The following is a 23,597-nucleotide window of genomic DNA, read 5'->3' as shown; positions in this document are numbered from 1 at the left end:
GCGAATCGCTTTGCCGGTTTGCGCCAATTTTCGCCCAAACCCCTCTGTTTGTTTCATATTCCGAGACAACTCACCCCCGAACTGTGCCCAAACCGTGCACAGCGGCGATTTTCGGCACCTGAATGCGTGTGAACTGTTCCCTTGAGACAGACGAAAGTAATAGGGTTGCGCCAACCGCGGCGTCAGTCTGCTCTGGCGTTCATAATATGTTGTGGAGGACATGATGATCCGTTCGGAGCTGATTCAGAAAATTGCCGATGAAAACCCTCATCTCTATCAGCGCGACGTCGAACGAATTGTCACCACCATCTTTGATCAGATCACCGATGCCCTCGTGCGGGGCGAACGGGTGGAACTGCGCGGTTTCGGCGCGTTCTCGGTGAAAAAGCGTGATGGTCGTATTGGACGGAACCCACGCACCGGAGAAGCGGTTGAAGTCTCAGAGAAGCATGTGCCATTCTTCAAGACAGGCAAACTGCTGCGTGACCGCCTGAACGGGGCCTGACCCTCGGGCGAAAATCAAAGGGACCGACACGATGAAAACACTGAAATACGTCTTTTGGGCGATCGTTGCCGTCGTGCTGATCCTCGTTGGTCTGGCCAATCGTGATGCCACGACGCTTCAGGCCATGCCGACGCCCTTTGCCGACCTGCTGGGCATTTCCCCCAACATCACGCTGCCCCTGTTCGTCGTGATCTTTCTGGCCGCCGGGATCGGCCTGCTGGTCGGACTGATCTGGGAATGGATCCGCGAATATCCCGAACGCCTTGACGCCCGCGCCAAGGAAAAGGAACTGACACGCCTGCGCAAGGAAGTGGCCGACCTGCGCATGACAACCGGTCATCCCGAACAGGGCGATGACGTCATCGCGCTGCTGGATGCACCCCGCAAAAAAGCAGGCTGATGGCGACCAGAATCAAGATATGCGGCCTGCGCACCGCGCAGGACGTCGCTGCCGCCGTGGCCTGCGGTGCTGATGATATCGGACTGGTGTTTTTCCCGAAATCGCCCCGCAATCTTGACTTGGACGCGGCCGCCGAACTGGCCCTGACAGTGCCCTTGGGCGTGCGCAAGGTCGGGCTGGTGGTCAACATGGATGACGCAGCCCTTGATGATCTGCTGGCCCGGGTGCCGCTGGACATGCTGCAACTGCATGGATCGGAAACACCTGAACGCGTGGCCGACATCCGCGCCCGCAGCGGCCTGCCCGTGATGAAGGCCATCGGCGTGGCCACGGCGGATGACCTTGCCGGGCTCGATGAATACATGGCTGTCTGCGAACAGATCCTCGTGGACGCCAAGGCCCCCAAGGATGCGGACCTGCCCGGCGGCAACGGCCACACCTTCGACTGGTCGGTGTTGGGCTGCGTCAACTGGACGGTGCCCTGGATGCTGGCGGGCGGTTTGCGCCCGTCCAACGTGGCTGACGCGATCCGCCAGACCGGCGCGCCGATGGTGGATGTGTCATCGGGCGTCGAACGTGCACCCGGGGTCAAGAACCCCGACGCCATACGCGACTTTTGCGCGGCGGTGCGTGGCATTTGACGCGACACTGCGACCGCTTGCCCATGGGGCGCGGGGGCGATACTGCTGACAGGCAATTTTACGCAAGGATGGGCCCATGCCGGACGATCTTTTCAACAGCTTCATGAACGGCCCTGACGAAAAGGGCCGCTTTGGCGAATTTGGAGGGCGTTTCGTGTCTGAAACGCTGATGCCGCTGATCCTCGAACTCGAGGAACAGTATGAAAACGCCAAGACTGACGACAGTTTCTGGGCCGAAATGCACGATCTGTGGACGCATTACGTGGGCCGCCCCAGCCCGCTGTATTTTGCAGAACGTCTGACGGACCATCTGGGCGGCGCCAAGATCTATCTCAAGCGTGACGAGCTGAACCACACCGGCGCGCACAAGATCAACAACGTGTTGGGTCAGATCATCCTCGCACGTCGCATGGGCAAATCGCGCATCATCGCCGAAACCGGCGCGGGCCAGCACGGGGTCGCCACGGCGACGGTCTGTGCGAAATTCGGACTGAAATGCGTTGTCTACATGGGCGCGCATGACGTGGAACGTCAGGCCCCCAATGTGTTCCGGATGCGCCTTTTGGGCGCAGAGGTCGTGCCCGTCACCTCTGGCCGTGGCACGCTCAAGGACGCGATGAACGACGCGCTGCGCGATTGGGTGACCAACGTGCGCGACACATTCTATTGCATCGGCACCGTGGCCGGGCCGCACCCCTATCCTGCGATGGTCCGCGATTTCCAGTCGATCATCGGCAAGGAAACCCGCGAACAGATGCAGGCGGCCGAGGGGCGCCTGCCCGACACGCTGATCGCGGCCATCGGCGGCGGGTCCAACGCCATGGGCCTGTTCTACCCGTTCCTTGACGATAAGGACGTCAACATCATCGGGGTCGAGGCCGGCGGCAAGGGTGTCGATCAGAAAATGGAACACTGCGCCTCGCTGACCGGCGGGCGTCCCGGCGTGCTGCATGGCAACCGCACCTACCTGTTGCAGGACGACGACGGCCAGATCCTCGAAGGGTTCAGCATCTCGGCGGGTCTCGATTATCCCGGCATTGGCCCCGAACACGCCTGGCTGCACGATATCGGTCGCGCGCAATATGTGTCGATCACGGACAAAGAGGCGCTTGAGGCGTTCCAGCTGTCCTGCGCGCTGGAGGGAATCATTCCCGCGCTCGAACCCTCCCACGCGCTGGCCCATGTGATGAAAATCGCGCCTACGCTGCCAAAGGACCACCTGCTGGTGATGAATATGTGCGGTCGCGGCGACAAGGATATCTTTACCGTGGCCAAACACCTTGGTTTCGAGATGAAGGTCCCGGGCTGACCCCAACACCCTGAAAAGACGCGCAAACGCCGCCCCCAACCGGGCGGCGTTTGTCGTTTCAGACCGCCTAAACCAAAGTTTAGTGTCCTCGACTGATGGTTTATGGCACGGCTCCTAAACCCCGTGCGAATAGCAGGGGGTGGCCGATGTGGGTCTTTGTCGTCACCAGACACGTCACCATGACGGGACGTGCAGACTGGTGAAAGGAACAAGACATGAAACATTTTTGGATGACGGCGGTTCTGGCGTTGGGAACGACAACGGTCGGATCGACGGCCATGGCGCAATCCATTTCCGATCAGGTGATCTCGTCGCTGCGCGATCAGGGCTACAGCCGGATCGAGGTCAAGAACGGCATCAGCCAGGTCAAGGTCGAAGCCATCCGCGGCAACCGAGAGCTGGAAGTGGTCTATGACAAGCGCACGGGCGCCATCCTCAAGCAAGAGGTCAACGTCGCGGACAGCCGCGACCGGAACGCTACGGGCATCGAAGTGCGCGACGAACGCCGTGATTTCGTGTCGGCCCGCAACAACGACGATGATGATCGTGGTCTGGGCGGCAATGGGCGCCGGATGTCCGACGATGACGACGATGATGACCGCGGGCGCGGTCGCGGCCGTGGCGGTCGTGATGGGGCCCATGACGATGACGATGATGATGACCGGGGCCGTGGCCGTGGTCGTGGCGGGCGTGATGACGATGACGACGATGATGATCGCAAGAAACGCGACCGCGACGACGACCGCCGTGACCGCGACGACGACCGCCGCGACCGCGACGACGACGACGATGATGACGACTGATTTTCCTTCACAGGATCAGCCGGAACGATAGAGTTGAAAGCGCCCCCGTCCCGTTGCGGGGGCGCATGATGATTGGAAATGCCGCAATGAAACGACTGCTGCTCATACTGGCCCTGATCTGCGCCCCCGCATGGGTGTCGGCGCAATCGGTCGAGGATCAGATCGTCACGCAGCTTCGGGCACAGGGGTTCACCCAGATCGAGATGAACAGGACCCTGCTGGGCCGCGTCCAGTTGCGGGCGCTGTCGCCGACGCTGGACCGTGAAATGATCTTTAACCCCGCGACGGGTGAAATCCTGCGTGACAGCTGGACCCGCCGGTCAAGCGGGACCACCGTGCCGCGCGTCGCACAGCCCTTTTCCAACCGGGACCGCGACGATGACGATGATGACCGGGATCGCGACGACGACCGTGATGATGATCGCAAACGATCTGACGACCGCGACGACGACCGCAAACGATCTGCCGACCGTGACGATGACGATGACGATGACGACAAGGGACGGGGACGCGGTCGGGGACGGGGCCGTGGTGGCGATGACGACGATGATGACGACGATGATGACGACTGAAACCGGACCCGCATGAGCCGATGAAAAAGCGCAGCATCCTGATTTTCGCAGTGGTGGTCTTTCAGGCCATCAGCGCTGTGCTTTTCGTCATCAACATCATCTCGACGGTGACGGGTTTGTTCGCGTTCACATGGATGGTGCACGAACTGATCGAACTGGGTGCGGCCGTGGGCTTGCTCTTGGGGGTTGTTCTGGGGGCCGTCGTGTTCGTGCGGGTCATGCAGCGCACCCACCGGATCGAGGATCAGTTGCGCATCGCATCGGGGGCCTTCATGGAATTGCTCGAGGATCGTTTTGCCGATTGGGGACTGACCCCGGCGGAACGCGACGTGGCGCTGTTCGCGATCAAGGGCATGTCCACCAATGAAATCGCTACCCTGCGCCAGACCAGCGAGGGCACGGTGAAGGCACAGACCAACGCGATCTATCGCAAGGCCGGGGTCAGCGGGCGGCCCCAGCTGCTGAGCCTGTTTATCGACGACCTGATGTCCGGGCCGCTGGGCACCGCCGCGCCGTCACCGCCGCAAGGAGAGCACGTCGAACTCGGACTCGAGCGCGGGTAATGGCATCAGGATGCGCGCGCGGTCGGGCGCGGGTTGTTCCACACGCCCCACGATGGGCCACAGGGTGCCGTCGGTTTCGAAATCATCCGCCAGATCGGCATAGGGAACCGGTGCGACCTCTGCGACATGGCCTGTCGCGGTCAGCACCATGCCCTCGGGTGCCAGTGTGATGCGCCCCGTCAGGCGTTGCGATCCCGTGGTCTTGGTCAGGATGAAACCGTCGCCGTCAGCCGTGATCGTGCAATCGAATGGCGCATAGACGACCAATGCGGCATCACCGCCCAGTTTCAGCGTGCGGCACTGCCAGTCACCGGGCAATGTGGTCTGGATCGGGGCCAGTGGCGCACCTTCCATCACCTCTTGCAGCAGGTCCACGTCGCCGCGCCCGCCGCCCGCCAGTGCCGTCAGCAGTGCTGATCCTGCGGCCGCATCCAGCGCGTCCAGCCGCACCTGATCGGCAGGGCGTACCATGTCCTGTGCCGCAAGGGGCGAGGCCAGCAGCGCAAGGCAGACCGCATTCCGCAGCATCATGCGTCCTTGTCGTACAAACGCAGCACGTCCACCGGAACGATTTCGGTCGCCCGGACGTGGGTTGCGGCCAGATCGACCTGTGGCGCGCAGCCTTCGGCGTGGGCCTGCATGAACCGTCCCGCACAAAGACACCAGCTGTCGCCGGGTTTCAGCCCCGGAAACCCGTATTCCGGGCGCGGCGTGGACAGATCGTTGCCGACATATTTCGAATAGGCCAGAAATTCCGCCGTCAGCACAGCACAGACGGTGTGGCTGCCCTGATCCTGCGCACAGGTATCGCAGGACCCGGTGCGGAAAAATCCGGTCATGGGGTCGGTTGAACAGGGCGCAAGTGGGCCACCAAGGACGTTGAATGAGGGATCTTTTTGCATGGGATTAAAGTAGCACAGGCACCGGTGCCGTCCAGTCGATCCAGCGCCCGTGAAAATCGACGCGGCCCAGCGGAATGGTCAGCTCACCGGGCCACAGCCGCAATGTCAGCGCGGCACCGCCTGCGTTGGTGTCGGCCTCCATCGCGACCCAGGCCAGCGGGTTGTGTTGCGTCGCCAGCGCGCCAGCGGCCTCGATCAGGGACCGGCCACGATCCTGCACGGGCGTGGGAAAATACTGCCAGGCAATCGTGTGATAGATCAGATGCGTCTGTCCCGGCACATGGGCCAGTCGTGGGGCCAGCCAGTCGATTGCATCCCCCTGCGCCGGGGCGGGGCCCGCTGCGACAATCGCAGCCTGCGTCAGCGTCAACCGGTCGGGCTGGTCCGCCCAGAGGTAGGCCTGCAACCGCGCTGATCCCGCGCTTGTGTGCGGATCAACGGGGCGCAGATCGACGCCGCCGCGCGCCACCACCTGCGGCGCATCCAGCGGCGGCAAGGCCCCTGACCAATCCGGGGTCAGCGTCAGCGCGGGCGCCGGTGGTCCAAGGGTCGCCCCGGGCAAGGCCAGCGCAAAGCGGTCGAACATCAGGTTCAACCCGCCGCTGGCCCCCAGTTCCGACACCCGCAGGGGGAGGGGGTGCAACGCACCGACGTAATGGGCGGCGGCAATGATCGCAGCCGCGCGGCGCACCTCGTTTGTCTGTGGCGGGCTGTCGATGAAATCGTCAATAAACGTCGCCTGACCCACCAGACTGGCGCAGACCGCATCCCATAATGCGTCATCGCTGACCTGATGCGGCGGGTAGGCGGGTGTCAGCACCGGATCGCCGGTCAGTTTCAGCGCATGCAACGCCCCGGCCAATCGCAATGGTACGGAACTCCCGCCGCTCGACGGATCGCCCGGCCAATCGAAAATGCGATCCCGGATGTCACCCTCGGGCCAGTCGCGCACCGCCAGCAGCCCGCACAACCGTTCCATGAAAGGTGACCCAAGTGCTGCGCAATGGGCGGCCTGTGTGACAAAGGCCTCCCTGATGCGCGCAGGCATCACTTGAAACGGTCCATCAGCTTTTGCATCGCGCTGCGGGTGTCCTCGGCGTTATCCGGTGGTGTCGGGGCGGGTTTCGGTTTGGGTGCCGTGGTCGAGGATCGCGGCGGGGCCACCCGCTGTGCGATCGCGTTCAGGAACCGGTCGCCGTGGCCTGCAACCAGCTCTGCGATACCGTCGGAAATGCCGCGCAGCACGTCGTCCAGCCAGTCCTGATCGGCCTTGGCGAAATCATGCAGCACGTATCCGGCCACCCGGTCCTTGTGGCCGGGATGGCCGATCCCCAACCGCACGCGGTCGTATTCGGGCGACAGATGCGCGTGGATCGACCGCAACCCGTTGTGCCCTGCGTGACCGCCACCGGTTTTCAGCCGCACCTTGCCGGGGGCCAGGTCCAGTTCGTCGTGGAACACGATCACATCGGCCACGTCGATCTTGTGGAACGCGCTTGCGGCCTGCACGGACCGGCCTGAATCGTTCATGAAGGTCTGCGGTTTCAGCAGCACGACCTTGTCGGGTCCGAACCGTCCTTCGGACACCAGCCCGTTGAATTTCGACCGCCAGGGCGAAAACCCGTGATCGTCAGCAATACGGTCCAGCGCCATAAAGCCGATGTTGTGTCGATGGCCCGCGTATTGCGCGCCAGGATTGCCAAGGCCGGTGATCAGTTTCATGGGGTCACCATAGGTGTCGTGTGCAGAAACGAAAAGAGGCGTCAAATGCAAAACGGGGCCCGCAATGGGCCCCGTTTCAGACTGCTTCAGCAGGCTTGCTTATTCAGCGTCGCCCATTTCGGTCGCGGGGACCTCGTCCGCTGCGACATCGTCGTCGCCGTCATCGGCGGCCAGCGCGCGCGGTGCGCTGATGGTTGCGATGACGAAATCGCGGTCGCTGATGACCGGGTTTGCGCCCTCGGGGACGGTCAGATCGCTAAAGTGGATGGTGTCACCGATCTGTGCGTCAGCCAGATCGACCGTCAGCTCGTCGGGGATATCACCGGCCAGCACGTTCATCTCGACTTCGTTGCGGACCACGCCCAGCACACCGCCAGCCTTCAGGCCGCGGCTGGTGTCTTCGTTCAGGAAGGTGACCGGAATAAAGATGTTGACGCGGCTGGTGCGCTTGAGGCGCATCAGGTCGATGTGGATCGGCAGATCCTTGACCACATGGCGCTGGACACCGCGGCAGATGACGCGGACGTCGTCGTGGCCTTCAACCTTGAGGTTGAACAGCGTGGACATGAAACGGCCCTTGCGCAGGCGCGTCAGCAGCTTGTTGAAATCGAGGTTGATCGACAACGGGTCAGCGCCGCCACCATAAACGATTCCGGGAACTTGTCCGTCGCGACGAGCTTGGCGGGCGGCCCCCTTGCCTGTCCCCGCGCGAACCTCGGCGTGCAGATCAGGGATCTTGTCAGCCATGTGGTATCTCCAAATAATAAAGGGGCGCCATCCTCCAAGGGTGCATGGCGCCGGGTGAGCCGCCCCTATAGGATGTCGCGTCCCGCTTGAAAAGGTGGATTCTGCACAGCCAGCGTGGGTTTCAGACCGGTCGCAGCCACATCGACTGATAGGGGGCCAGCGTGATTTGCCCGTGGGTCGGCGTCAGCGGTGTTCCGGTCAGCAAATCGGCATGGGGCAGGTCACGCAGCATCGCATCCTCGGCCCAGAGGTTTTGCGTGTCACCGGTGAAATTGACGATGCATGTCACCTCGCGGTCATCGCCCAGGCGCTGATAGACGAACAGGGCGCGATGTCCGGTATCCAGCACCCGTGTCGGCACCGTGCCTGCGAATTGCGGCGTGGCCTTGCGGGTCTGGATGATGTGGCGCAGATCCGCCCTGATCCGGGCGGATGGCCCATCGGTTTGCGCCGCGGCGTCCCAATCCATCATGGGGCGCTGCATCCAGCGGCCGTCGTCAGCGCGGGCGGGATCGTCCAGATAGGAATGATCGTTCAGCATCCCGATTTCATCGCCCATGTAGATCAGGGGAATCCCGCCATAGCTGGCAATCAGCGCATGGCCCAGTTTGATGCGGGCGATCGCCGTGTCGACCTCGGCCGGGGTCGACGCGGCCTCCAGCCCCGCGAGGCTGGCAAAGGTGCCGTTGGTGCGCCGGTCGCCGGTTTCCGCGTTCACCTGGAAATCGGCCCCGCGCGCGAAACTGCCGGGGTGACTGCCGTTGTAGAAATCGGACAGGAAATTGCGGTGCGCCTTGGCGTCCATATGGGGGATATGCACCGTGTCCTCTGGCGTGATCGCCCAGCCGATGTCGTCATGGCAGCGGATATAGGGGGCGAATGACGCACGTCGAAAACTTTCGGGGAAATGCGTTTTCAACACGTATGTTATCAGCCGGCTGTCGCCGCTGGCCAATGTGGACCAGAATTGCACCATCAGATTGTTGTGATAGGCAAGCTGGCTCTCGCGGCCCGCGTGACTGCCGGTGCCCAGATAGGGCACCAGATCCTGCGGTCCGACGATGGCCTCGGCCTTGTGGATGACGGCTGGTGCGCAGACGCGCGTGGCCTGCGTCAGCGCCTGCAGGATGTCGTGCACCTGGGGCAGGTTCTGGCAGGACGTGCCCATCTGTTTCCACATGAACGCCACCGCATCCAGCCGGAACACCTCGACCCCGCGGTTGGCGAGAAACAGGATCGTGTCGAGGACAGCCAGAAACACCTCCGGGTTTTCCCAGTTCAGGTCCCACTGGTATTCGTTGAAGGTCGTCCAGACCCATTTGCCCATATCGTCGTAATAGGTGAAATTTCCGGGGGCCTGATCGGGAAAGATTTCGACCAGTGTTTCCTCGTATTGTTTCGGCAGGGTGTCATCATCGAACATCCGGTAGAACGCCTGATAGAACGGATCACCCGCCCGCGCCCGGGCGGCCCATGCGTGTTCCTTGGCGGTGTGGTTCAGCACCATGTCGATGACGGGACTGATGCCCGCGGCGCGCAGTTGCAGGTTCGACTGCTGGAAATCCGCCATCGTGCCGAGGTCTGGATTGATCGCGGTGTAATCCATGACCGCATAGCCGCCGTCATTGGCACCGGGGCGCGGCATCAGGCATGGCATCATATGGGCATAGGTGACACCCATGTCCTGCAGGTAGGGAATCCGCGACGGCAGGTGTTTCAGATCACCCGCAAACCGGTCGATGTAGAACACATAGGCGACCATGTCCTCGGACAGGAACCAGTCGGGGTTCAGATCGCGCACCAGATCCAGACGGCGCAGATCGCCGGGCCGGGCGCGCCAGTGTTTTTTCAGCAGATCCCGCAGGCGGTCCATCAACGCCAGCGTATCGCCACCGTAAAGCCGGTGCAGCGGCCCGATCAGGTCTCGCTGACCACGGTCCCAGCGCAGCGCAAAGATTTCGTCATTCGTGACGCCGCGACGCGGTGTGGCTGACATGGGGACGCTCCGTTCGGGGTGGTGTGATGTTGGCCGGTGACGGATGCCTCCGGCGGGAGTATTTCTGGCAAGATGATGCTAGGCCCACTCGCCCTCGAAATCCTTGGGGATCAGCAGGATATCGCGATCGACCGTGTTGATGTCGCGCTTGCCGCACAGCGCCATGGTCAGGTCGAGTTCGCGCATGATGACCTCGAGGGATTTGGTCACACCGGCCTGACCCATGGCACCCAGACCATAGATGTAGGCCCGCCCGATCATCACGCCATGCGCCCCCATCGCCCGCGCCTTGAGCACGTCCTGACCGGACCGGATGCCGCTGTCGAGCCAGACCTCGACCCGGTCGCCGACGGCCGCCAGGATGCTGGGCAACATGCGGATCGACGACAGGGCCCCGTCCAGCTGGCGACCGCCGTGGTTGCTGACAACGATGGCGTCACAGCCCAGATCGGCGGCCCGCACGGCGTCGTCGGGGTCCAGAATACCCTTGAGGATCAGTTTGCCGCCCCATTTTTCCTTGAGCCGGGCAATGGTGTCCCAGTCAAGCTTGGGGTCGAATTGTTCCGCCGTCCAGGACGACAGCGACCCCATGTTTTCGACGTTTTTCGCATGGCCCACGATATTGCCGAAACTGTGCCGTCTGGTTTGCAGCATCTCGAACCCCCAGCGCCATTTCGTCGCCAGATTGGCGATCGTGGAAGGCGTCAGTTTCGGCGGCGCGGACAAACCGTTTTTCAGGTCCTTGTGCCGTTGGCCCAGCACCTGCAGGTCCAGCGTCAGCACCAGCGCGGATACGCCCGCATTTTTCGCCCGCGCGATGATGTTGTCGACGAATTCCTCGTCGCGCATGACATAGAGCTGGAACCAGAACGGTTCGCTGGTGTGGGCTGCAACATCCTCGATCGAACAGATCGACATGGTGGACAGGGTATAGGGCACGCCAAAGGCTTCTGCCGCGCGGGCGGCCTTGATTTCACCGTCGGCCGATTGCATGCCGGTAAACCCGACGGGGGCCAGGGCCACCGGCATCGCCACCTCCTGGCCTGCCATGGTGCTGGACAGCCTGCGGTCCGACATGTCCACGGCAATGCGCTGACGCAGGCGGATCAGGTCGAAATCCGACGTGTTGTCGCGGAACGTCTGTTCGGTCCAGCTGCCGCTTTCGGTGTAGTCGTAGAACATGCGCGGCACACGACGTTTGTAGATCGCCTTGAGGTCGTCGATTGTCGTGATTGTCGTCATGTGGCCCCCCAGATATTCCGTTGCAGTCTAAGGGCGTGTCCGGGCGGTTTGCAATCCGCGTCAGAGATCGATCCACAGCGTGACGGGACCGTCGTTGGTCAGGCTGACCGCCATGTCCGCGCCGAATGTGCCGGTCGCGGTGGGAATGCCCAGGGCCTGCACGGCATCGATGAAACGCAGATAGGCAGCCCGGCCCGCATCGGGGCGCGCCGCGGTTGAAAATCCGGGCCTGTTGCCACGGCTGGTGTCGCCGGCAAGCGTGAACTGGCTGACGATCAGGGCAGACCCGCCGGTGTCCAGCAAGGACCGGTTCATCTTGCCCGTGTCATCCTTGAAGATGCGCAGTTTCGCGATCTTGGCCGCCATCCGGTCCGGCGCGTCGGGCGTGTCGCCTTCCATCGCGCAGATCAGGATCAGCAGGCCCGGACCTGTGGCCCCGATCACGTCACCGTCAACGCGGACCGCCGCCTCGCTTACCCGTTGGATCAGTGCGCGCATGGATCAAAGTTCGTGTGACCAGGGCGGGTTCGCACCCGCGCGGCTGACCGTGATCGCCGCCGCCTGTGCCCCCAGCGTGGCTGCGGCCCGCAGGTCATCGGCGCTGGCCTGGCGCACGCCGTCCTTGGACAGCAGCCCGGCCCGGTCGAGGCCAGCCAGGAACCCGGCGTTGAACGTGTCACCCGCCCCCACGGTGTCGACCACCTCGGCGCGCTGGGCTGCAACGTCAAAGGCCCCGTAGCGCGTGTAGATCGTCACCCCGTCGGCCCCCCGCGTCAACAAGACGACCTGCGGGCCGCCGTCTGTCAGCAGGGCGGCAGGATCGGTCTTGCCCTGCAACCACGCCAGATCCTCGTCCGAGATCTTGATGATGTCGGACATGCCCAGCATATCGGCCAACCGCGCACGATAGGCGGCCTCATCGGTGATGAAACCGGGGCGGATGTTGGGGTCGATCATGATCAGCTTTTGATCCGCGTTGCGCTGCATCAGGGTGCGATAGGCATCGCCGCAGGGTTCGACCACCAGCGAGATTCCGCCAAAAAACAGCGCATCCGCCGTCACCTGCGGCAGCACATCCGCCGTCAGCATCCGACCGGCGGTGTTTTCGTCGTAGAACGCATAGGTCGCATGGCCGTCCACCAGCCGGACAAAGGCCAGCGTCGTGGGCCGGTCGCTGATGTGGCAGGGTGCCGTATCAACGCGGGACTCGTGCAGCACATTCACCAATTGCTGGCCGAACAGGTCCGATGACAGGCCCGAAAAGAACTGCACCTGCGATCCCAGCCGTCCCAGCGCAATCGCGGTATTGAACACCGCACCGCCTGCATAGGGCGCGAATGCGGCCTCGCCGCCAGTGGTGTCTCGGGGCAGCATGTCGATCAGGGCTTCGCCACAACAGAGGATCATCGGTCGGTCCTTTTTACGCGTTCATCGCGTATAGGTAGCCGACTGTTAGCGCCACCACCAGCCCGACGATCACGGCAAAGGCGATCTTCCACGCGGAATAGGGCCGTTCGCCCTGCACCCGTCCGGTCCTGCCGTTCACGACAAACCGGTAGGACTGGCCGTTGTATTTGTAGGCCGCAACCCAGACCGGCAGCAGGATATGCTTGAACGTGACGTCCGAAATCCGGGTCTGCACGTCCGAGACCTGCTGACGGTCGCCGCCGATGTCGAATTTCACGTCCCGCAGGATCATCGCATCCATGTAGCTGCGCGCCTGCGCAAAGCCGTCCTGCAATTCCACCTGATAGGCCTCGGCGCGAAATCCGGCGAGATAATCAGGCTGATAGGGTTCCAGCCCCGACAGATCCCAGGGTTCCAGCGCATCGGTGTGGGTCTTGGGCAATGACGTCGAGGCCAGCACCAGCACATCATCGAAAAACCGTGCGACCCGGCCCGTGGCCCGCCGCCAGCGCGTTTTGCGTACCTGAACGGTCTGCATCTTGCCGTCGCGCATCACGCGTTTGCTGACAAAGTAATCGTCGCCGCGCTGCCCGACATAGTCGGACTGGGTCTGCGCATCAAAGGTCCAGTAGGGGACATAGATGCCGTCCATGCGCCGGCCCTTGCGGGCGTAGTCCTTGAGCCCGTTGGGGGCGAACCACAGCCCGCCCAGCCAGTCCATCATCGCCTGATGCACCTGGCTGTCATCCACGGAAAACGGCAGCAGGCCGCGGGGTTTGATGTGGCGATGGGTGCCTGTGCCCGTGACCACGGGGGTGGCGCAGAACGGGCATTCGGTGGCGTGGATATCGGGGTCGAATTCGACCTGTGCCCCGCAATTGGGGCATTGCGACACGCGGGTTTCCTCGATTTCGGCCTCGGGCAATTGCGCGTTGAGGGCGGCTGCGAAATCCAGTTCGCGGACCTGCACAAAGGGGCTGGCGCTGCTGCCGATGGCCTGCACGTTGCCGCAATGATCGCAGACCAGATCGCCGCTGGCGGGGTCGAACCTCAGGTCGGACCCGCAGGCATCACAGGGAAAACGGTGGGCGGTGATTGGCGCGGTTTCGGGGGGCATGCTGGCTCCGGTCATCTGGGGGCCAAGATGGCATGAATTCCCGGCGTTGCCAGTGCGAATTCACAGATAACGGTGCCAGCGTTTCGGGGCCATGATGCGCAGCGCGTTGTCGCGCAGCTTGACATGGCGCCAGATGTGGAACCCCGCATGCCCGACCGCGATGACCGCCAGCAGATAGTATTCGTAGATATGGATCTTGCCGATGATCTCGTTCGCGGCCTTCATGTCGAGTGGCGGCGCAAAGGGCAGAAAACCACCGGCCTTGAGCAACCTGTCAGAGGTCAGGCCCAGCAGAAACCCGGTCAGCGCCACGCCAAACAGGCCCCAGATCAGCGTCTTGTGCAGCCATTGGTGGATGACCTTGGCGCGTGGCGACAGTTTGGGGCCGGGTCGTCCGACCAACCCGCGCCGCAGATAATCCGCATACCAGACCAGCGTCAGGGTCACGAACACCAGCGCCAGCGTCGAATGGGCCTGAAATGCCGCCGGACCAAAGGGCACCACCACGGCCGGGGTGACGAACAGGAACCAGACGAACATCGGGATCATCGCCAGATGCGTCCATTTCACCAAGGTACGCCGCACCGGCATGGCCGCGCGGATGCGGGCAGGCCAGTCGGGCCGGGCCGGGCTAGGATCAGGTGCAACACTCATGCCTCAGCCACGGTGCCCGTCGCGCAAAAGTTTCGTCCTCACGCCCCCGGTGGGGGCGGCGGCATCACGGTGAACAATTGCGCCAGTTCCGTATCCTCGGCGGTCATCCAGCCGTCCTGGCCCTGAGTCCAGACCATGGTTTCCCGCGTCAGCGCGCCTTCGGTCACCTTGCGTCCCATCGCGGCCTTCGAAAACGGGCCGCTGGTCTGGCCTGCCTGCGCGATGTGCCAGACGTGTTCGACGGGCGGCGGGGGCGGGGGTGGCGGCGCAGCGGCGGCGGGCTGGGGCGCTGCACCCCATGGGCCCGTCTGCATCATGTTGCCCATCTGCATCCCCAGACCGGCCCCCATGCCCATACCCATCGCTTGGCCCGCGGCCGATCCGGGCTGTGACATGGCCTCTGCGGCCTTCCATTTCATGTGGTCGTCCAGGTTGCCCGCGATCCCGCGGCTGGTGCGTTCGTCCAGCGCCTTTTCCACCGCGGGCGGCAGGCTGATGTTCTCGATGTACAGCTCTGGGATGGTCAGGCCGTATTGCGCCACAGTGCCGTCGATCGCCTTGGCGACCAGATCGCCCAGATCCTTGGTGTTCGCCGCCATGTCGAGGGCGGGGATACCGCTGGCGGCCAGCGCGCGGCTGACCTCCTGCACGATGATGTTGCGGATCTGGAACGTCACCTCATCGGCGGTGAAATCGCCGTCGGTACCCACGATCTCGCGCAGGAACAGCGCAGGGTCCGCCACCTTGATCGTATAGGTGCCGAATGCGCGCAGCCGGATCGGCCCGAACTCCGGGTCGCGCAGCATGATCGGGTTTTTCGTGCCCCACTTGAGGTCGGTAAACCGCGTTGTGTTGACGAAGTAGATCTCGGACTTGAACGGCGACCGGAACCCGTGGTCCCAGTGCTGGAGCGTCGTCATGATCGGCATGTTGTTGGTTTCAAGCATGTAGAGACCGGGCGTAAACACATCCGCCAGCTGCCCCTCGTGCACGAACACCGCCGCCTGTCCTTCGCGGACCGTCAGCTTGGCCCCGTATTTGATCTCGTGACCCTGCCGTTCGAACCGGGACACCATCGTGTCACGGGTGTCGTCGGTCCAGTGAATGACATCAATGAACTGACCCGAGAGAAAATCAAAAATGGACATCTGCGGTCTCCTTAGCTGCCACCGCTGCCAGTCAATTCGGTGGCGATCTGGCGGGCGATGGGGGCGGCTTCCATGATGGACATGCCGGTGGTGAAACGGGGGTCATACAGCATTTTCAGCAGCAACTCGTCATGGGTCGTCAGCAACCCGAATTCCTCGTCGTCGTTGAAAATCGACGGGCGCGCCTGCGGGCTGTCGTTGGCCAGCCCCAGACCCTGCGCCACCTCTTCGTGCACGCAAGACGTGCGCAACAGTTCGGGGTGTTCGGCGCGGATCACGGCAACCGCCTTGGCATAGCTGCTGGACCCGCCTTCGGAAAACGCGATGACGATGCACAGCTGATCACGCGGCAGGTTCATGATCGCACGCAGGCTGCCGGGCCCGATCCCCGGCACGATCTGGCGCAGACGATCCGCATAGCCGGCACGGTCGTCCTCTGACAAAAACAGCACGTGAAAATTCGGGTCGGTTTCGGTCATCCGGATCGGCACGCCACTGACCCGCGACAGCCGCGCCGCATAGGCCGCCACCCCGGTGCGGTCGCGCGCGCGCTGACCGTCGGGGACGGATGGTCCGAATTCCACGCTCATGCGGATCGGCTGATCCCAGCGCCGCAGGCGCGATTGCGTGGCCTGCGCGCGCAGCACCTCGCCGTCGGTGACATATTCATCGTACAGCGCAATCCGGATGAAATTGCGCGCCAGCATCGTATCGGTGAACGGCGTATCCGCCCCGCCACCGTCGCCCCGCAACAACCCCTGCGCCAGCAGATCGTTCTGCAAACGCCGGTAGTAGGTCGCCAGCGCCATGCTCTCGGGGCTGACTGCGGGGGCAGGCGGTGCGGGTTCCGGCACGACCGGCGGCACACGTTCGACCGGGCGCGCAACCTGATCGGGGGCGGCCGTCTCGACCGGTGCCGCACAGGCGCCAAGCCCACCCAGCACCACCGCCGCTGCCAGATTGCGCAGTGGGATCATTCAGGCCTCCGCAGCGCCGGTTGCGCGGGGCCGCATGGCACTGGCCGAGGCGAGCGTGTTTTTCAGATCGCCTTCCATCTTTTGCAGGTCGGCTTCGGCGGTGGCGCGACGAGCCTTGCCTTCGTCCGCGATCTGCAGGCTTTCCTCGATGGTGGCGATCAGGTCGGTGTTGGCCTGTTTGACGGCCTCGATATCGAACACGCCGCGTTCCATCTCGGTGCGGATCACCTTGTTGGCGTCGCGCAGGTTCTTGGCATTGGCGGTCAGCAATTCATTGGTCAGGTCGTTTGCCTCGCGCACGGCCTGTGCCGCTTGCGACGACCGCTGGATCGTCACCGCCTGCGCCAGCTGCGTTTCCCACAGCGGCACCGTGTTCACGAGCGTCGAATTGATCTTGGTCACGAGGCTTTTGTCGTTTTCCTGCACCAGACGGATTGACGGCAGCGATTGCATCGTCACCTGCCGCGTCAGTTTCAGGTCATGCACCCGGCGTTCCAGATCGTCACGCGCGGCGCGCAGATCGCGCAATTCCTGTGCGGCCATGACACCCTGTTCGTCGGGGGCGCCCTTGACGTCTGCCTCCTTGGCGGGAATTTCGTCACTGTCGATCTGTGCCAGACGGGCCTCGCCTGCGGTGATGTACAGGCCCAGCTCGTCATAAAAGGCGAGCGTTTTCTCATAGAGCTGATCGAGCGATTCGATATCCTTGAGCAGCGTCGTCTCGTGACGCAGCAGGTCCTCGGTGACGCGGTCGATCTGGGTCTGCACATCCTCGAACCGGGCCACGAATTTCGCCATCGGCGTCGCGCGGCCCAGCAACCGGTCCCACCATGATTGCTTGCGGCCCACATCCAGTTCGCTGACCGAAAAACCGCGGATCGTGCTGACGATTTCACGTAAGGAATCACCTGCCGGACCCACGTCCTTGTTGCGCACCCCGGCCAGCATCGACTGGCTGATCGCCTGCAGTTCGGCCTGTGCGGCCGATCCGAACGACACGATCGACCCGGTATCGTTCAGGTCGATTTCATCCATGCGCGACCGGATCGCGTCAGAGGTCACGGGGTCCGCCTGTTCCAGCGGCACCAGCGCGCCTGCGGGTTCCGGCAGGACGACGGCCGTGACTTTTTCGATGTCCGAGGTGCGGGCGGTCGCCGCCGTGCGGGTGTTGTCTGACATGGTCTTTTCCTATCTTTCGCGCGACAGCCGGTCGCGCAGCACCTTGATCTCGATATCCATAGCATTGCGATCGTCGGCTAACAATTTCTCGGTGCGGCTGGTGAAATTCTGTTCCAGATCATCCAGCAGCGCGGTGTAATCCGCCTGCGCCGCAGGTTGCGGGCCGCGCGCGGCAAGGTCCGCGAACTGCGCCGTCGCATCACGTGCGCCCAGCAGATAGACACCCAGATACTTGCGCGCCGCCGTCAGGTCGCGCGGGTCCTGTTCGACGGCCCGGATCATGCGCCGCGCGCTGGTCTGGAACGCCGCCACCCGCGCTGTCAGTGCGCGGTCACGCAGACGCGCGATCTGGTCGGTCATGTCGGTCAGATAGGCCTCGGCCTCGTCTACCACGCGGGCGACACGGTCCTGCTGGAACGTATCGACGCCCGACAGGCGTTTGTCGCGCAGCGGATCAATGCCAAAGGCCGCCAGGTGCAGGCCGGTCGCGGCAATGCCGTAGACGACGGACCCGGCCACGCCCGTGTCGCCGGTCACGGCCGCAAGGCCCAGACCAACCCCCGCCAGGATGGCCGCGATGATCTTGCGCGGCAGGGCGGGGCGGCGGGCCACCTCGCGCGCATCATAGGCGGCCTGCGCCCGCAGACCGTCGCGCAGCAGCCAGGCCCCCGCCGTCATCAGCCCCGCCGCGATCAATGCGGTCACCATTACGAATGGCCCGTTGTTGAGCGAGGCAAACACCAGTGCGATGGGGGGCGCGAACATCAGGTTCGCGCGCGCCCCCACCGGATGCACCGCCACCCGGTCCACCGGGGCTGCGGTCCCGCCACCGGGGCTGAATTTTCCGCCGAACCGCTGGGCCATCAGGCAGCCCCCAGCCAGCCGGTGCTGACGCCCAGCAGCAGCAGAAACAGCAGAACAAAAGAAATCAGGCGAAAGGGTTTCGGCATCGGGGACTCCGACGTGAGGGGATCACTGGTCATGGCGCGCACTGCCGACGCCACGGTCCCCACGGCAAAGGCCGCGCCCGCAATCAGCAGCAAAATGAGGACAATACGCAGCATCAGCGACCGGTCCGGTTAGGGTCATAGGACACTTAGGTAGTGGTGGGCCGGCCGATTTGCGAGGATTTTTGCACCCTATCTGCGCTTTGGGGTGCCGCGCTGCGGTCTGGGACCATCACTGCCGGGTTTGCGTGGCCGCTGCACCGGTTTGCGCGCGCGGGTCGCGGGTTCGGGGGCGGCCATGCCCAGCTGGTCGCGCAGCACGCGCCCCTTGACTTCTTCGACAGCTCCGGCGGCCAGATTGCCCAGTTGGAACGGGCCATAGCTGACACGGATCAGTCGGTTCACGATGGTGCCCACGGCCTCCATCGCGCGGCGAATCTCGCGGTTCTTGCCTTCGCGGATGCTGATCGTCAGCCAGGCGTTTGCACCCTGCTGGCGGTCGAAGGTCACGATCATCGGTTGATAGCTGACGCCTTCGACGGTGATGCCCGCGCGCAATTCGTCCAGTTTCGCCTCTGACACCGATCCCTTGATGCGCACGCGGTAGCGGCGCAGCCAGCCGGTGCTGGGCAGTTCCAGCCGGCGCTTGATGCCGCCGTCGTTGGTCAGCAGCAGCAGACCTTCGGAATTGATGTCCAGACGGCCCACGCTCATGACGCGCGGCAGATCCTCTGGCAGTTTGTCGAACACCGTTTCCCGACCCTGATCGTCGCTCGCCGTGGTCACAAGGCCTGCGGGCTTGTGATACAGCCACAGCCGCGGGGCCTCTGGCTTGCCCACGGGCTTGCCGTCGACCACGATGCGGTCGCGGTCGGTCACGTTCAGCGCGGGGCTGGTGATCGTCTTGCCGTTGACGCTGACGCGCCCGGCCTCGATCATGCGCTCGGCCTCGCGGCGCGACGCCACGCCGCTGCGCGAAAGGACCTTGGCGATGCGGTCGCCGTCTGGAGTATTCTCTGTCATCCATCCGCGATACCTCGAATCCGTGGGGCTTGCCAGAGTGTCCCACCTGCGGGCATGACAGGGCATGACATTTCGCAGCTACATGGACCTGGCATTGACCGAGGCCCGCGCCGCGGCCGACCGGGACGAGGTGCCGGTGGGGGCCGTGATCGCGGGGCCGCAGGGCGTGCTGGCGCAGGCCGGAAACCGCACGCGGGAACTGAACGACCCCACCGCCCACGCCGAGGTGCTGGCGATCCGCGCGGCCTGTGCGGCCCTGGGGCAGGAACGGCTGGCGGGATACGATCTATATGTGACGCTGGAACCTTGCCCGATGTGCGCCGCCGCCATCAGCAACGCGCGGCTGGCGCGGCTCTATTACGGGGCGTCTGATCCGAAATCGGGGGGTGTGGCCCAGGGGCCGCGGGTGTTCAGCCACCCGCAATGCCATCACGCGCCACAGGTCTATGACGGCATCGCGGCGCAGCAATCCGAAGACCTGCTGCGCCGCTTTTTCGCGTCGAAACGCTAGGTCATTCCTGCGGGATGCGCAGGTTCTGACCGGGGTAGATCTTGTCGGGGTGGGACAGCATCGGCTTGTTCGCCTCGAAAATGGCGTGGTATTTGCTGGCTTTGCCCATGGTCGCCTGGGCGATGGCCGACAGGGTGTCGCCCTTTTTGACGGTGTAGAAAACCGGCTCTGCGGCCGCGTCCGCAACTTCGATTTCTTCTTCGACTTCGGCCACGCCATCGACGTTGCCTGCCGCCAGGATGATCTTTTCGCGCTGTTCCTGCGTCGGGGCCTTGCCCTTGATCATGACCTTGTCGCCAGCGACCGTGACCTGCACGTCGGATGCGTCCAGACCCAGATCCTTCAGTTCGGCGTTCAGTGCCTCTTGCGTGGATTCAGGGGCGTCGTCCTTGCCGAACAGTTTCTTGCCGGCATCTTTGACAAAGCTGAAAAGTCCCATGTGTGATCTCCCTTTTGCTGATCGCGCGCAGGGTAATCACGATTGTGTCACCGTGTCACGACATCCCGCAAAAGATGCGTCGCGCGGGCTGAAAATTCACCAATAAGAAACCCCACCGCCCGCAGATCGAACCATCTGACCCGGGGCGCTTTTCACCCCGATTGCCAATTGGCAATCGGGGTGGGGCAGGGCTAGAGCGTGGTGGTTTCCATGACGGCAGGGGTCAGAACATCGACGCCGGGCAGGGCGTCGCGCATCACCTGCGCATCCTGGGCCAGTGCATCGAATGTGCCATAGTGGCAGGGGATCACGGTTGAAAAATTGAAATACCGTTTCGCGGCGTAGGCGGCGCGGCCCATGTCCATCGTGTAAAATCCACCCGCGCAGAGGATGCCGATGTCGGGTTTGTGCAAGTCGCCCATCCAGTCCATGTCGGCCATGATATCCGTGTCGCCGCTGAAATAGATCGTTTTGCCTTCGCCTGCGATCATGAAGCCGCATTCGGTGCCCGCGACCCGCGTGCCGTCCGGCCCGTCAAAGGACGATGAATGCACCGCGTTGACCATCGTGACATGCGCGCCGTTCAGATCGACGGTGCCGCCCTTGTTGAAACCCACCGTTTCGATGCCGTTGTCCGCGATGGCGCCCATCAGTTCCACGATGCCGTAAACCGGTGCGCCCGTGTCCCGTGCGATCTGTTGGACCTCGCTTGCGTGGTCGCCGTGTCCGTGGGTCAGCAGAATATGTGTCGTTCCTGCGATGGCGGCGTCGCGCTGGTCATCGGGAAACGACGGGTTGCCGTTCAGCCAGGGGTCGATCAGGAGCACCGCCCCCGCGATTTCGATGCGAAAACTGGCGTGGCCCAGCCATGTGATATTCATCTTGGTCAATCCTTCTTGTGCGATGCCCTCATGGTAGCCTGCGCACCCCGCCTGGCAATGTAGCCACGCTTGCAGCGCATCGCCGGGGCGGGTAAACGCAGGCTGAACCGTAAAAACGAGGCCCCGATGTCCATCGATACCGACACCGCCCGCCGCGTGGCCAAACTGGCGCGCATCAAGGTCGAAGACGACGCATTGCCCGCGCTTGCGCAGGAATTCAGCGCGATCCTGGGCTTTATCGAGCAGCTCAACGAGGTTGATGTGGACGGGGTGGAACCGATGACATCCGTCACGCCGCAGCGCCTGTATCGCCGCGATGACGTGGTGACCGATGGCGGTCAGCAGGACCGTGTCCTGGCCAATGCGCCCGACGCCCGCGAAGGTTTCTTTGCCGTACCCAAGGTGGTGGAATAATGTCCGATCTGACCAAACTGACCATCGCCGCCGCCCGTGACGCCCTGCGCAAGGGCGAGGTGACCAGTGTCGAACTGACCAGCGCCTGCCTGACGGCGATCGACGCGGCCGACACGCTGAACGCCTTTGTCCACAAAACGCCGGAAGTTGCAGAAAGCCAAGCCAAGAGCGCGGATCAGCGCATCCAGGCGGGTGAGGCGCCAGATTTGTGCGGTATCCCGCTGGGGATCAAGGACCTGTTTTGCACCAAGGGCGTGGCCTCTCAGGCGGCCAGTCGCATCCTCGAAGGGTTCAAGCCGGAATACGAATCCACCGTCACGACCCAGCTGTTCGACGCAGGCGCGGTGATGCTGGGCAAGCTGAACATGGACGAATTCGCCATGGGCAGCAGCAACGAAACATCCGTCTACGGCGATGCCGTCAACCCGTGGAAGGTCGACGACCGTCAGTTGACGCCGGGCGGGTCATCCGGCGGGTCTGCTGCTGCTGTTGCCGCCGATCTGTGCCTCGGGGCCACCGGCACCGATACCGGCGGGTCGATCCGCCAGCCTGCCGCCTTTACCGGCATCACGGGGATCAAGCCGACCTACGGACGCGTCAGCCGCTGGGGCGTCGTGGCCTTTGCCTCGTCGCTGGATCAGGCGGGTCCGATGACCAAGGACGTGCGCGACAGCGCCATCATGCTGCAGGCCATGTCGGGTTTCGACGCCAAGGACAGCACGTCGGCCAATATTCCCGTGCCCGATTTCGAGGCCGCGCTGACCGGTGATATCCGCGGCAAGGTCATCGGTATTCCAAAGGAATACCGGATGGACGGCATGCCCGCCGAGATCCAAAAGCTGTGGGAAGACGGCACCGCTATGCTGCGTGATGCGGGCGCAGAGGTGCGTGACATCAGCCTGCCGCATACGAAATACGCGCTGCCCGCCTATTATGTGATCGCCCCCGCCGAGGCGTCATCGAATCTGGCCCGCTACGACGGTGTGCGGTTCGGCCACCGGGCCAAGCTGGACGCGGGCGACGGCATCACCGAGATGTACGAAAAGACCCGCGCCGAAGGCTTCGGGGCAGAGGTGCAGCGCCGTGTCATGGTCGGCACCTATGTGCTGTCCGCGGGTTTCTACGATGCCTATTACAACCGTGCGCGCCGGGTTCGCGCGCTGATCAAGCGTGACTTTGATCAGGTGTTTGCGGATGGTGTCGATGCGATCCTGACGCCTGCGACGCCGTCTGCCGCGTTTGGTCTGGGCGAGATGAAGAACGCCGACCCTATTCAGATGTACCTCAACGACGTGTTCACCGTGACGGTCAACCTTGCGGGTCTGCCGGGCATCAGCGTGCCGGCCGGGCTGGACGCCAAGGGTCTGCCGCTGGGTCTGCAACTGATCGGTCGTCCGTGGGAAGAGGGCGATCTGCTGAATGTCGCCTATGCGCTGGAACGCAGCGCAGGTTTCAACGCCAAGCCCGCCAAGTGGTGGTAGGCTGGGTCATTCGTTCA

General features: G+C 63.5%; 29 protein-coding genes. 10 read left to right on the top strand and 19 right to left on the bottom strand.

Features of this window, described 5'->3' with window-relative positions:
- Nucleotides 1–223: 223 nt before the first annotated feature.
- From ihfB to AN189_RS15630, 7 genes are all read left to right on the top strand, one after another.
- Nucleotides 224–505: an integration host factor subunit beta gene (gene ihfB, locus AN189_RS15660; protein ID WP_056038152.1), complete on the top strand. Its 282-nt coding sequence runs from the start codon at nucleotides 224–226 to the stop codon at nucleotides 503–505.
- A 31-nt stretch (nucleotides 506–536) separates the two neighbouring features.
- On the top strand, nucleotides 537–905 hold the full coding sequence (locus AN189_RS15655; protein WP_056037980.1) for a lipopolysaccharide assembly protein LapA domain-containing protein: 369 nt from the start codon (nucleotides 537–539) through the stop codon (nucleotides 903–905).
- A complete protein-coding gene (locus AN189_RS15650) occupies nucleotides 905–1,546 on the top strand; it encodes a phosphoribosylanthranilate isomerase (RefSeq protein WP_056037976.1) in 642 nt (213 codons plus the stop codon). Before AN189_RS15655 ends, AN189_RS15650 begins: the two co-directional genes overlap by 1 nt.
- A gap of 76 nt (nucleotides 1,547–1,622) precedes the next feature.
- A complete protein-coding gene (gene trpB / locus AN189_RS15645; protein WP_056037973.1) occupies nucleotides 1,623–2,855 on the top strand; it encodes a tryptophan synthase subunit beta in 1,233 nt (410 codons plus the stop codon).
- 215 nt (nucleotides 2,856–3,070) lie between these two features.
- Complete coding sequence (locus AN189_RS19225) at nucleotides 3,071–3,658, top strand: PepSY domain-containing protein (protein WP_056037970.1); 588 nt, start codon at nucleotides 3,071–3,073, stop codon at nucleotides 3,656–3,658.
- An 86-nt stretch (nucleotides 3,659–3,744) separates the two neighbouring features.
- Nucleotides 3,745–4,230, top strand: coding sequence for a hypothetical protein (locus AN189_RS19515; protein WP_157057523.1), 486 nt, complete (start codon nucleotides 3,745–3,747; stop codon nucleotides 4,228–4,230).
- A 20-nt stretch (nucleotides 4,231–4,250) separates the two neighbouring features.
- A complete protein-coding gene (locus AN189_RS15630; protein ID WP_056037966.1) occupies nucleotides 4,251–4,793 on the top strand; it encodes a helix-turn-helix transcriptional regulator in 543 nt (180 codons plus the stop codon).
- Here AN189_RS15630 and AN189_RS15625 read toward each other — a convergent pair.
- The 17 genes from AN189_RS15625 to AN189_RS15545 all read right to left on the bottom strand — a co-directional run bounded on the left by AN189_RS15625 (nucleotide 4,746) and on the right by AN189_RS15545 (nucleotide 19,854).
- Entirely contained in the window at nucleotides 4,746–5,324 is a 579-nt protein-coding gene (locus AN189_RS15625; RefSeq protein WP_056037962.1) for a DUF4893 domain-containing protein, read from the bottom strand. The genes AN189_RS15630 and AN189_RS15625 overlap by 48 nt on opposite strands.
- Entirely contained in the window at nucleotides 5,321–5,695 is a 375-nt protein-coding gene (locus tag AN189_RS15620; RefSeq protein WP_056037957.1) for a DUF2237 family protein, read from the bottom strand. Before AN189_RS15620 ends, AN189_RS15625 begins: the two co-directional genes overlap by 4 nt.
- Nucleotides 5,696–5,699: 4 nt before the next feature.
- The gene (locus tag AN189_RS15615; RefSeq protein ID WP_056037952.1) at nucleotides 5,700–6,743 is read right to left on the bottom strand and encodes a DUF2332 domain-containing protein; all 1,044 of its coding nucleotides are present in this window, start codon (nucleotides 6,741–6,743) and stop codon (nucleotides 5,700–5,702) included.
- Entirely contained in the window at nucleotides 6,743–7,417 is a 675-nt protein-coding gene (pth, locus tag AN189_RS15610; RefSeq protein ID WP_056037948.1) for an aminoacyl-tRNA hydrolase, read from the bottom strand. Before pth ends, AN189_RS15615 begins: the two co-directional genes overlap by 1 nt.
- A gap of 99 nt (nucleotides 7,418–7,516) precedes the next feature.
- Nucleotides 7,517–8,164: a 50S ribosomal protein L25/general stress protein Ctc gene (locus AN189_RS15605; protein ID WP_056037943.1), complete on the bottom strand. Its 648-nt coding sequence runs from the start codon at nucleotides 8,162–8,164 to the stop codon at nucleotides 7,517–7,519.
- A 121-nt stretch (nucleotides 8,165–8,285) separates the two neighbouring features.
- A complete protein-coding gene (locus AN189_RS15600) occupies nucleotides 8,286–10,160 on the bottom strand; it encodes an amylosucrase (protein WP_056037939.1) in 1,875 nt (624 codons plus the stop codon).
- 78 nt (nucleotides 10,161–10,238) lie between these two features.
- A complete protein-coding gene (locus tag AN189_RS15595) occupies nucleotides 10,239–11,402 on the bottom strand; it encodes an alpha-hydroxy acid oxidase (RefSeq protein WP_056037936.1) in 1,164 nt (387 codons plus the stop codon).
- 60 nt (nucleotides 11,403–11,462) lie between these two features.
- Nucleotides 11,463–11,900, bottom strand: a complete 438-nt coding sequence (gene dtd, locus AN189_RS15590; RefSeq protein ID WP_056037933.1) for a D-aminoacyl-tRNA deacylase — start codon at nucleotides 11,898–11,900, stop codon at nucleotides 11,463–11,465.
- Nucleotides 11,901–11,903: 3 nt separating this feature from the next.
- Nucleotides 11,904–12,809 (bottom strand): carbohydrate kinase, encoded by a 906-nt coding sequence (locus AN189_RS15585; RefSeq protein ID WP_056037930.1) that lies wholly within the window; start codon nucleotides 12,807–12,809, stop codon nucleotides 11,904–11,906.
- Between the two features lie 13 nt (nucleotides 12,810–12,822).
- Nucleotides 12,823–13,926, bottom strand: a complete 1,104-nt coding sequence (locus AN189_RS15580; protein WP_056037926.1) for a TFIIB-type zinc finger domain-containing protein — start codon at nucleotides 13,924–13,926, stop codon at nucleotides 12,823–12,825.
- 60 nt (nucleotides 13,927–13,986) lie between these two features.
- Entirely contained in the window at nucleotides 13,987–14,580 is a 594-nt protein-coding gene (locus AN189_RS15575; protein WP_253279651.1) for a cytochrome B, read from the bottom strand.
- 38 nt (nucleotides 14,581–14,618) lie between these two features.
- Nucleotides 14,619–15,728, bottom strand: a complete 1,110-nt coding sequence (locus AN189_RS15570) for an SPFH domain-containing protein (RefSeq protein WP_056037923.1) — start codon at nucleotides 15,726–15,728, stop codon at nucleotides 14,619–14,621.
- A gap of 11 nt (nucleotides 15,729–15,739) precedes the next feature.
- Nucleotides 15,740–16,705 carry a DUF2927 domain-containing protein gene (locus AN189_RS15565; RefSeq protein ID WP_056037920.1) on the bottom strand — a complete coding sequence of 322 codons (966 nt, stop codon included), beginning with the start codon at nucleotides 16,703–16,705 and terminating at the stop codon, nucleotides 15,740–15,742.
- Nucleotides 16,706–17,884 carry a toxic anion resistance protein gene (locus tag AN189_RS15560; RefSeq protein ID WP_056037917.1) on the bottom strand — a complete coding sequence of 393 codons (1,179 nt, stop codon included), beginning with the start codon at nucleotides 17,882–17,884 and terminating at the stop codon, nucleotides 16,706–16,708.
- Nucleotides 17,885–17,893: 9 nt separating this feature from the next.
- Nucleotides 17,894–18,748 carry a 5-bromo-4-chloroindolyl phosphate hydrolysis family protein gene (locus tag AN189_RS15555; protein ID WP_056037915.1) on the bottom strand — a complete coding sequence of 285 codons (855 nt, stop codon included), beginning with the start codon at nucleotides 18,746–18,748 and terminating at the stop codon, nucleotides 17,894–17,896.
- Complete coding sequence (locus AN189_RS15550) at nucleotides 18,748–18,948, bottom strand: hypothetical protein (protein WP_056037913.1); 201 nt, start codon at nucleotides 18,946–18,948, stop codon at nucleotides 18,748–18,750. The genes AN189_RS15555 and AN189_RS15550 overlap by 1 nt, the downstream gene beginning before the upstream one ends.
- Nucleotides 18,949–19,023: 75 nt before the next feature.
- Nucleotides 19,024–19,854 (bottom strand): pseudouridine synthase, encoded by an 831-nt coding sequence (locus AN189_RS15545; protein WP_056037908.1) that lies wholly within the window; start codon nucleotides 19,852–19,854, stop codon nucleotides 19,024–19,026.
- A gap of 64 nt (nucleotides 19,855–19,918) precedes the next feature.
- On the opposite strand from AN189_RS15545, the gene AN189_RS15540 reads away from it, so the two are divergent.
- On the top strand, nucleotides 19,919–20,365 hold the full coding sequence (locus tag AN189_RS15540; protein WP_056037904.1) for a nucleoside deaminase: 447 nt from the start codon (nucleotides 19,919–19,921) through the stop codon (nucleotides 20,363–20,365).
- A 1-nt stretch (nucleotide 20,366) separates the two neighbouring features.
- Here the strand turns inward: AN189_RS15540 and lysM are convergent, their stop codons facing one another.
- Together lysM and AN189_RS15530 are read right to left on the bottom strand one after the other, a co-directional pair.
- On the bottom strand, nucleotides 20,367–20,804 hold the full coding sequence (gene lysM / locus AN189_RS15535) for a peptidoglycan-binding protein LysM (RefSeq protein WP_056037901.1): 438 nt from the start codon (nucleotides 20,802–20,804) through the stop codon (nucleotides 20,367–20,369).
- A 191-nt stretch (nucleotides 20,805–20,995) separates the two neighbouring features.
- Nucleotides 20,996–21,685, bottom strand: coding sequence for a metal-dependent hydrolase (locus AN189_RS15530; RefSeq protein ID WP_056037898.1), 690 nt, complete (start codon nucleotides 21,683–21,685; stop codon nucleotides 20,996–20,998).
- Between the two features lie 126 nt (nucleotides 21,686–21,811).
- On the opposite strand from AN189_RS15530, the gene gatC reads away from it, so the two are divergent.
- On the top strand, nucleotides 21,812–22,099 hold the full coding sequence (gatC, locus tag AN189_RS15525; RefSeq protein WP_056038139.1) for an Asp-tRNA(Asn)/Glu-tRNA(Gln) amidotransferase subunit GatC: 288 nt from the start codon (nucleotides 21,812–21,814) through the stop codon (nucleotides 22,097–22,099).
- A complete protein-coding gene (gene gatA / locus AN189_RS15520) occupies nucleotides 22,099–23,580 on the top strand; it encodes an Asp-tRNA(Asn)/Glu-tRNA(Gln) amidotransferase subunit GatA (protein WP_056037896.1) in 1,482 nt (493 codons plus the stop codon). The genes gatC and gatA overlap by 1 nt, the downstream gene beginning before the upstream one ends.
- Nucleotides 23,581–23,597: the final 17 nt, after the last annotated feature.

Origin of the sequence: Loktanella sp. 3ANDIMAR09 (genome assembly GCF_001420005.1) — a bacterium.
Classification (GTDB): Bacteria; Pseudomonadota; Alphaproteobacteria; order Rhodobacterales; family Rhodobacteraceae; genus Loktanella.
The sequence above is the reverse complement of the archived record's forward strand: the minus strand, read 5'-3'. Positions and strand labels throughout refer to the sequence as shown.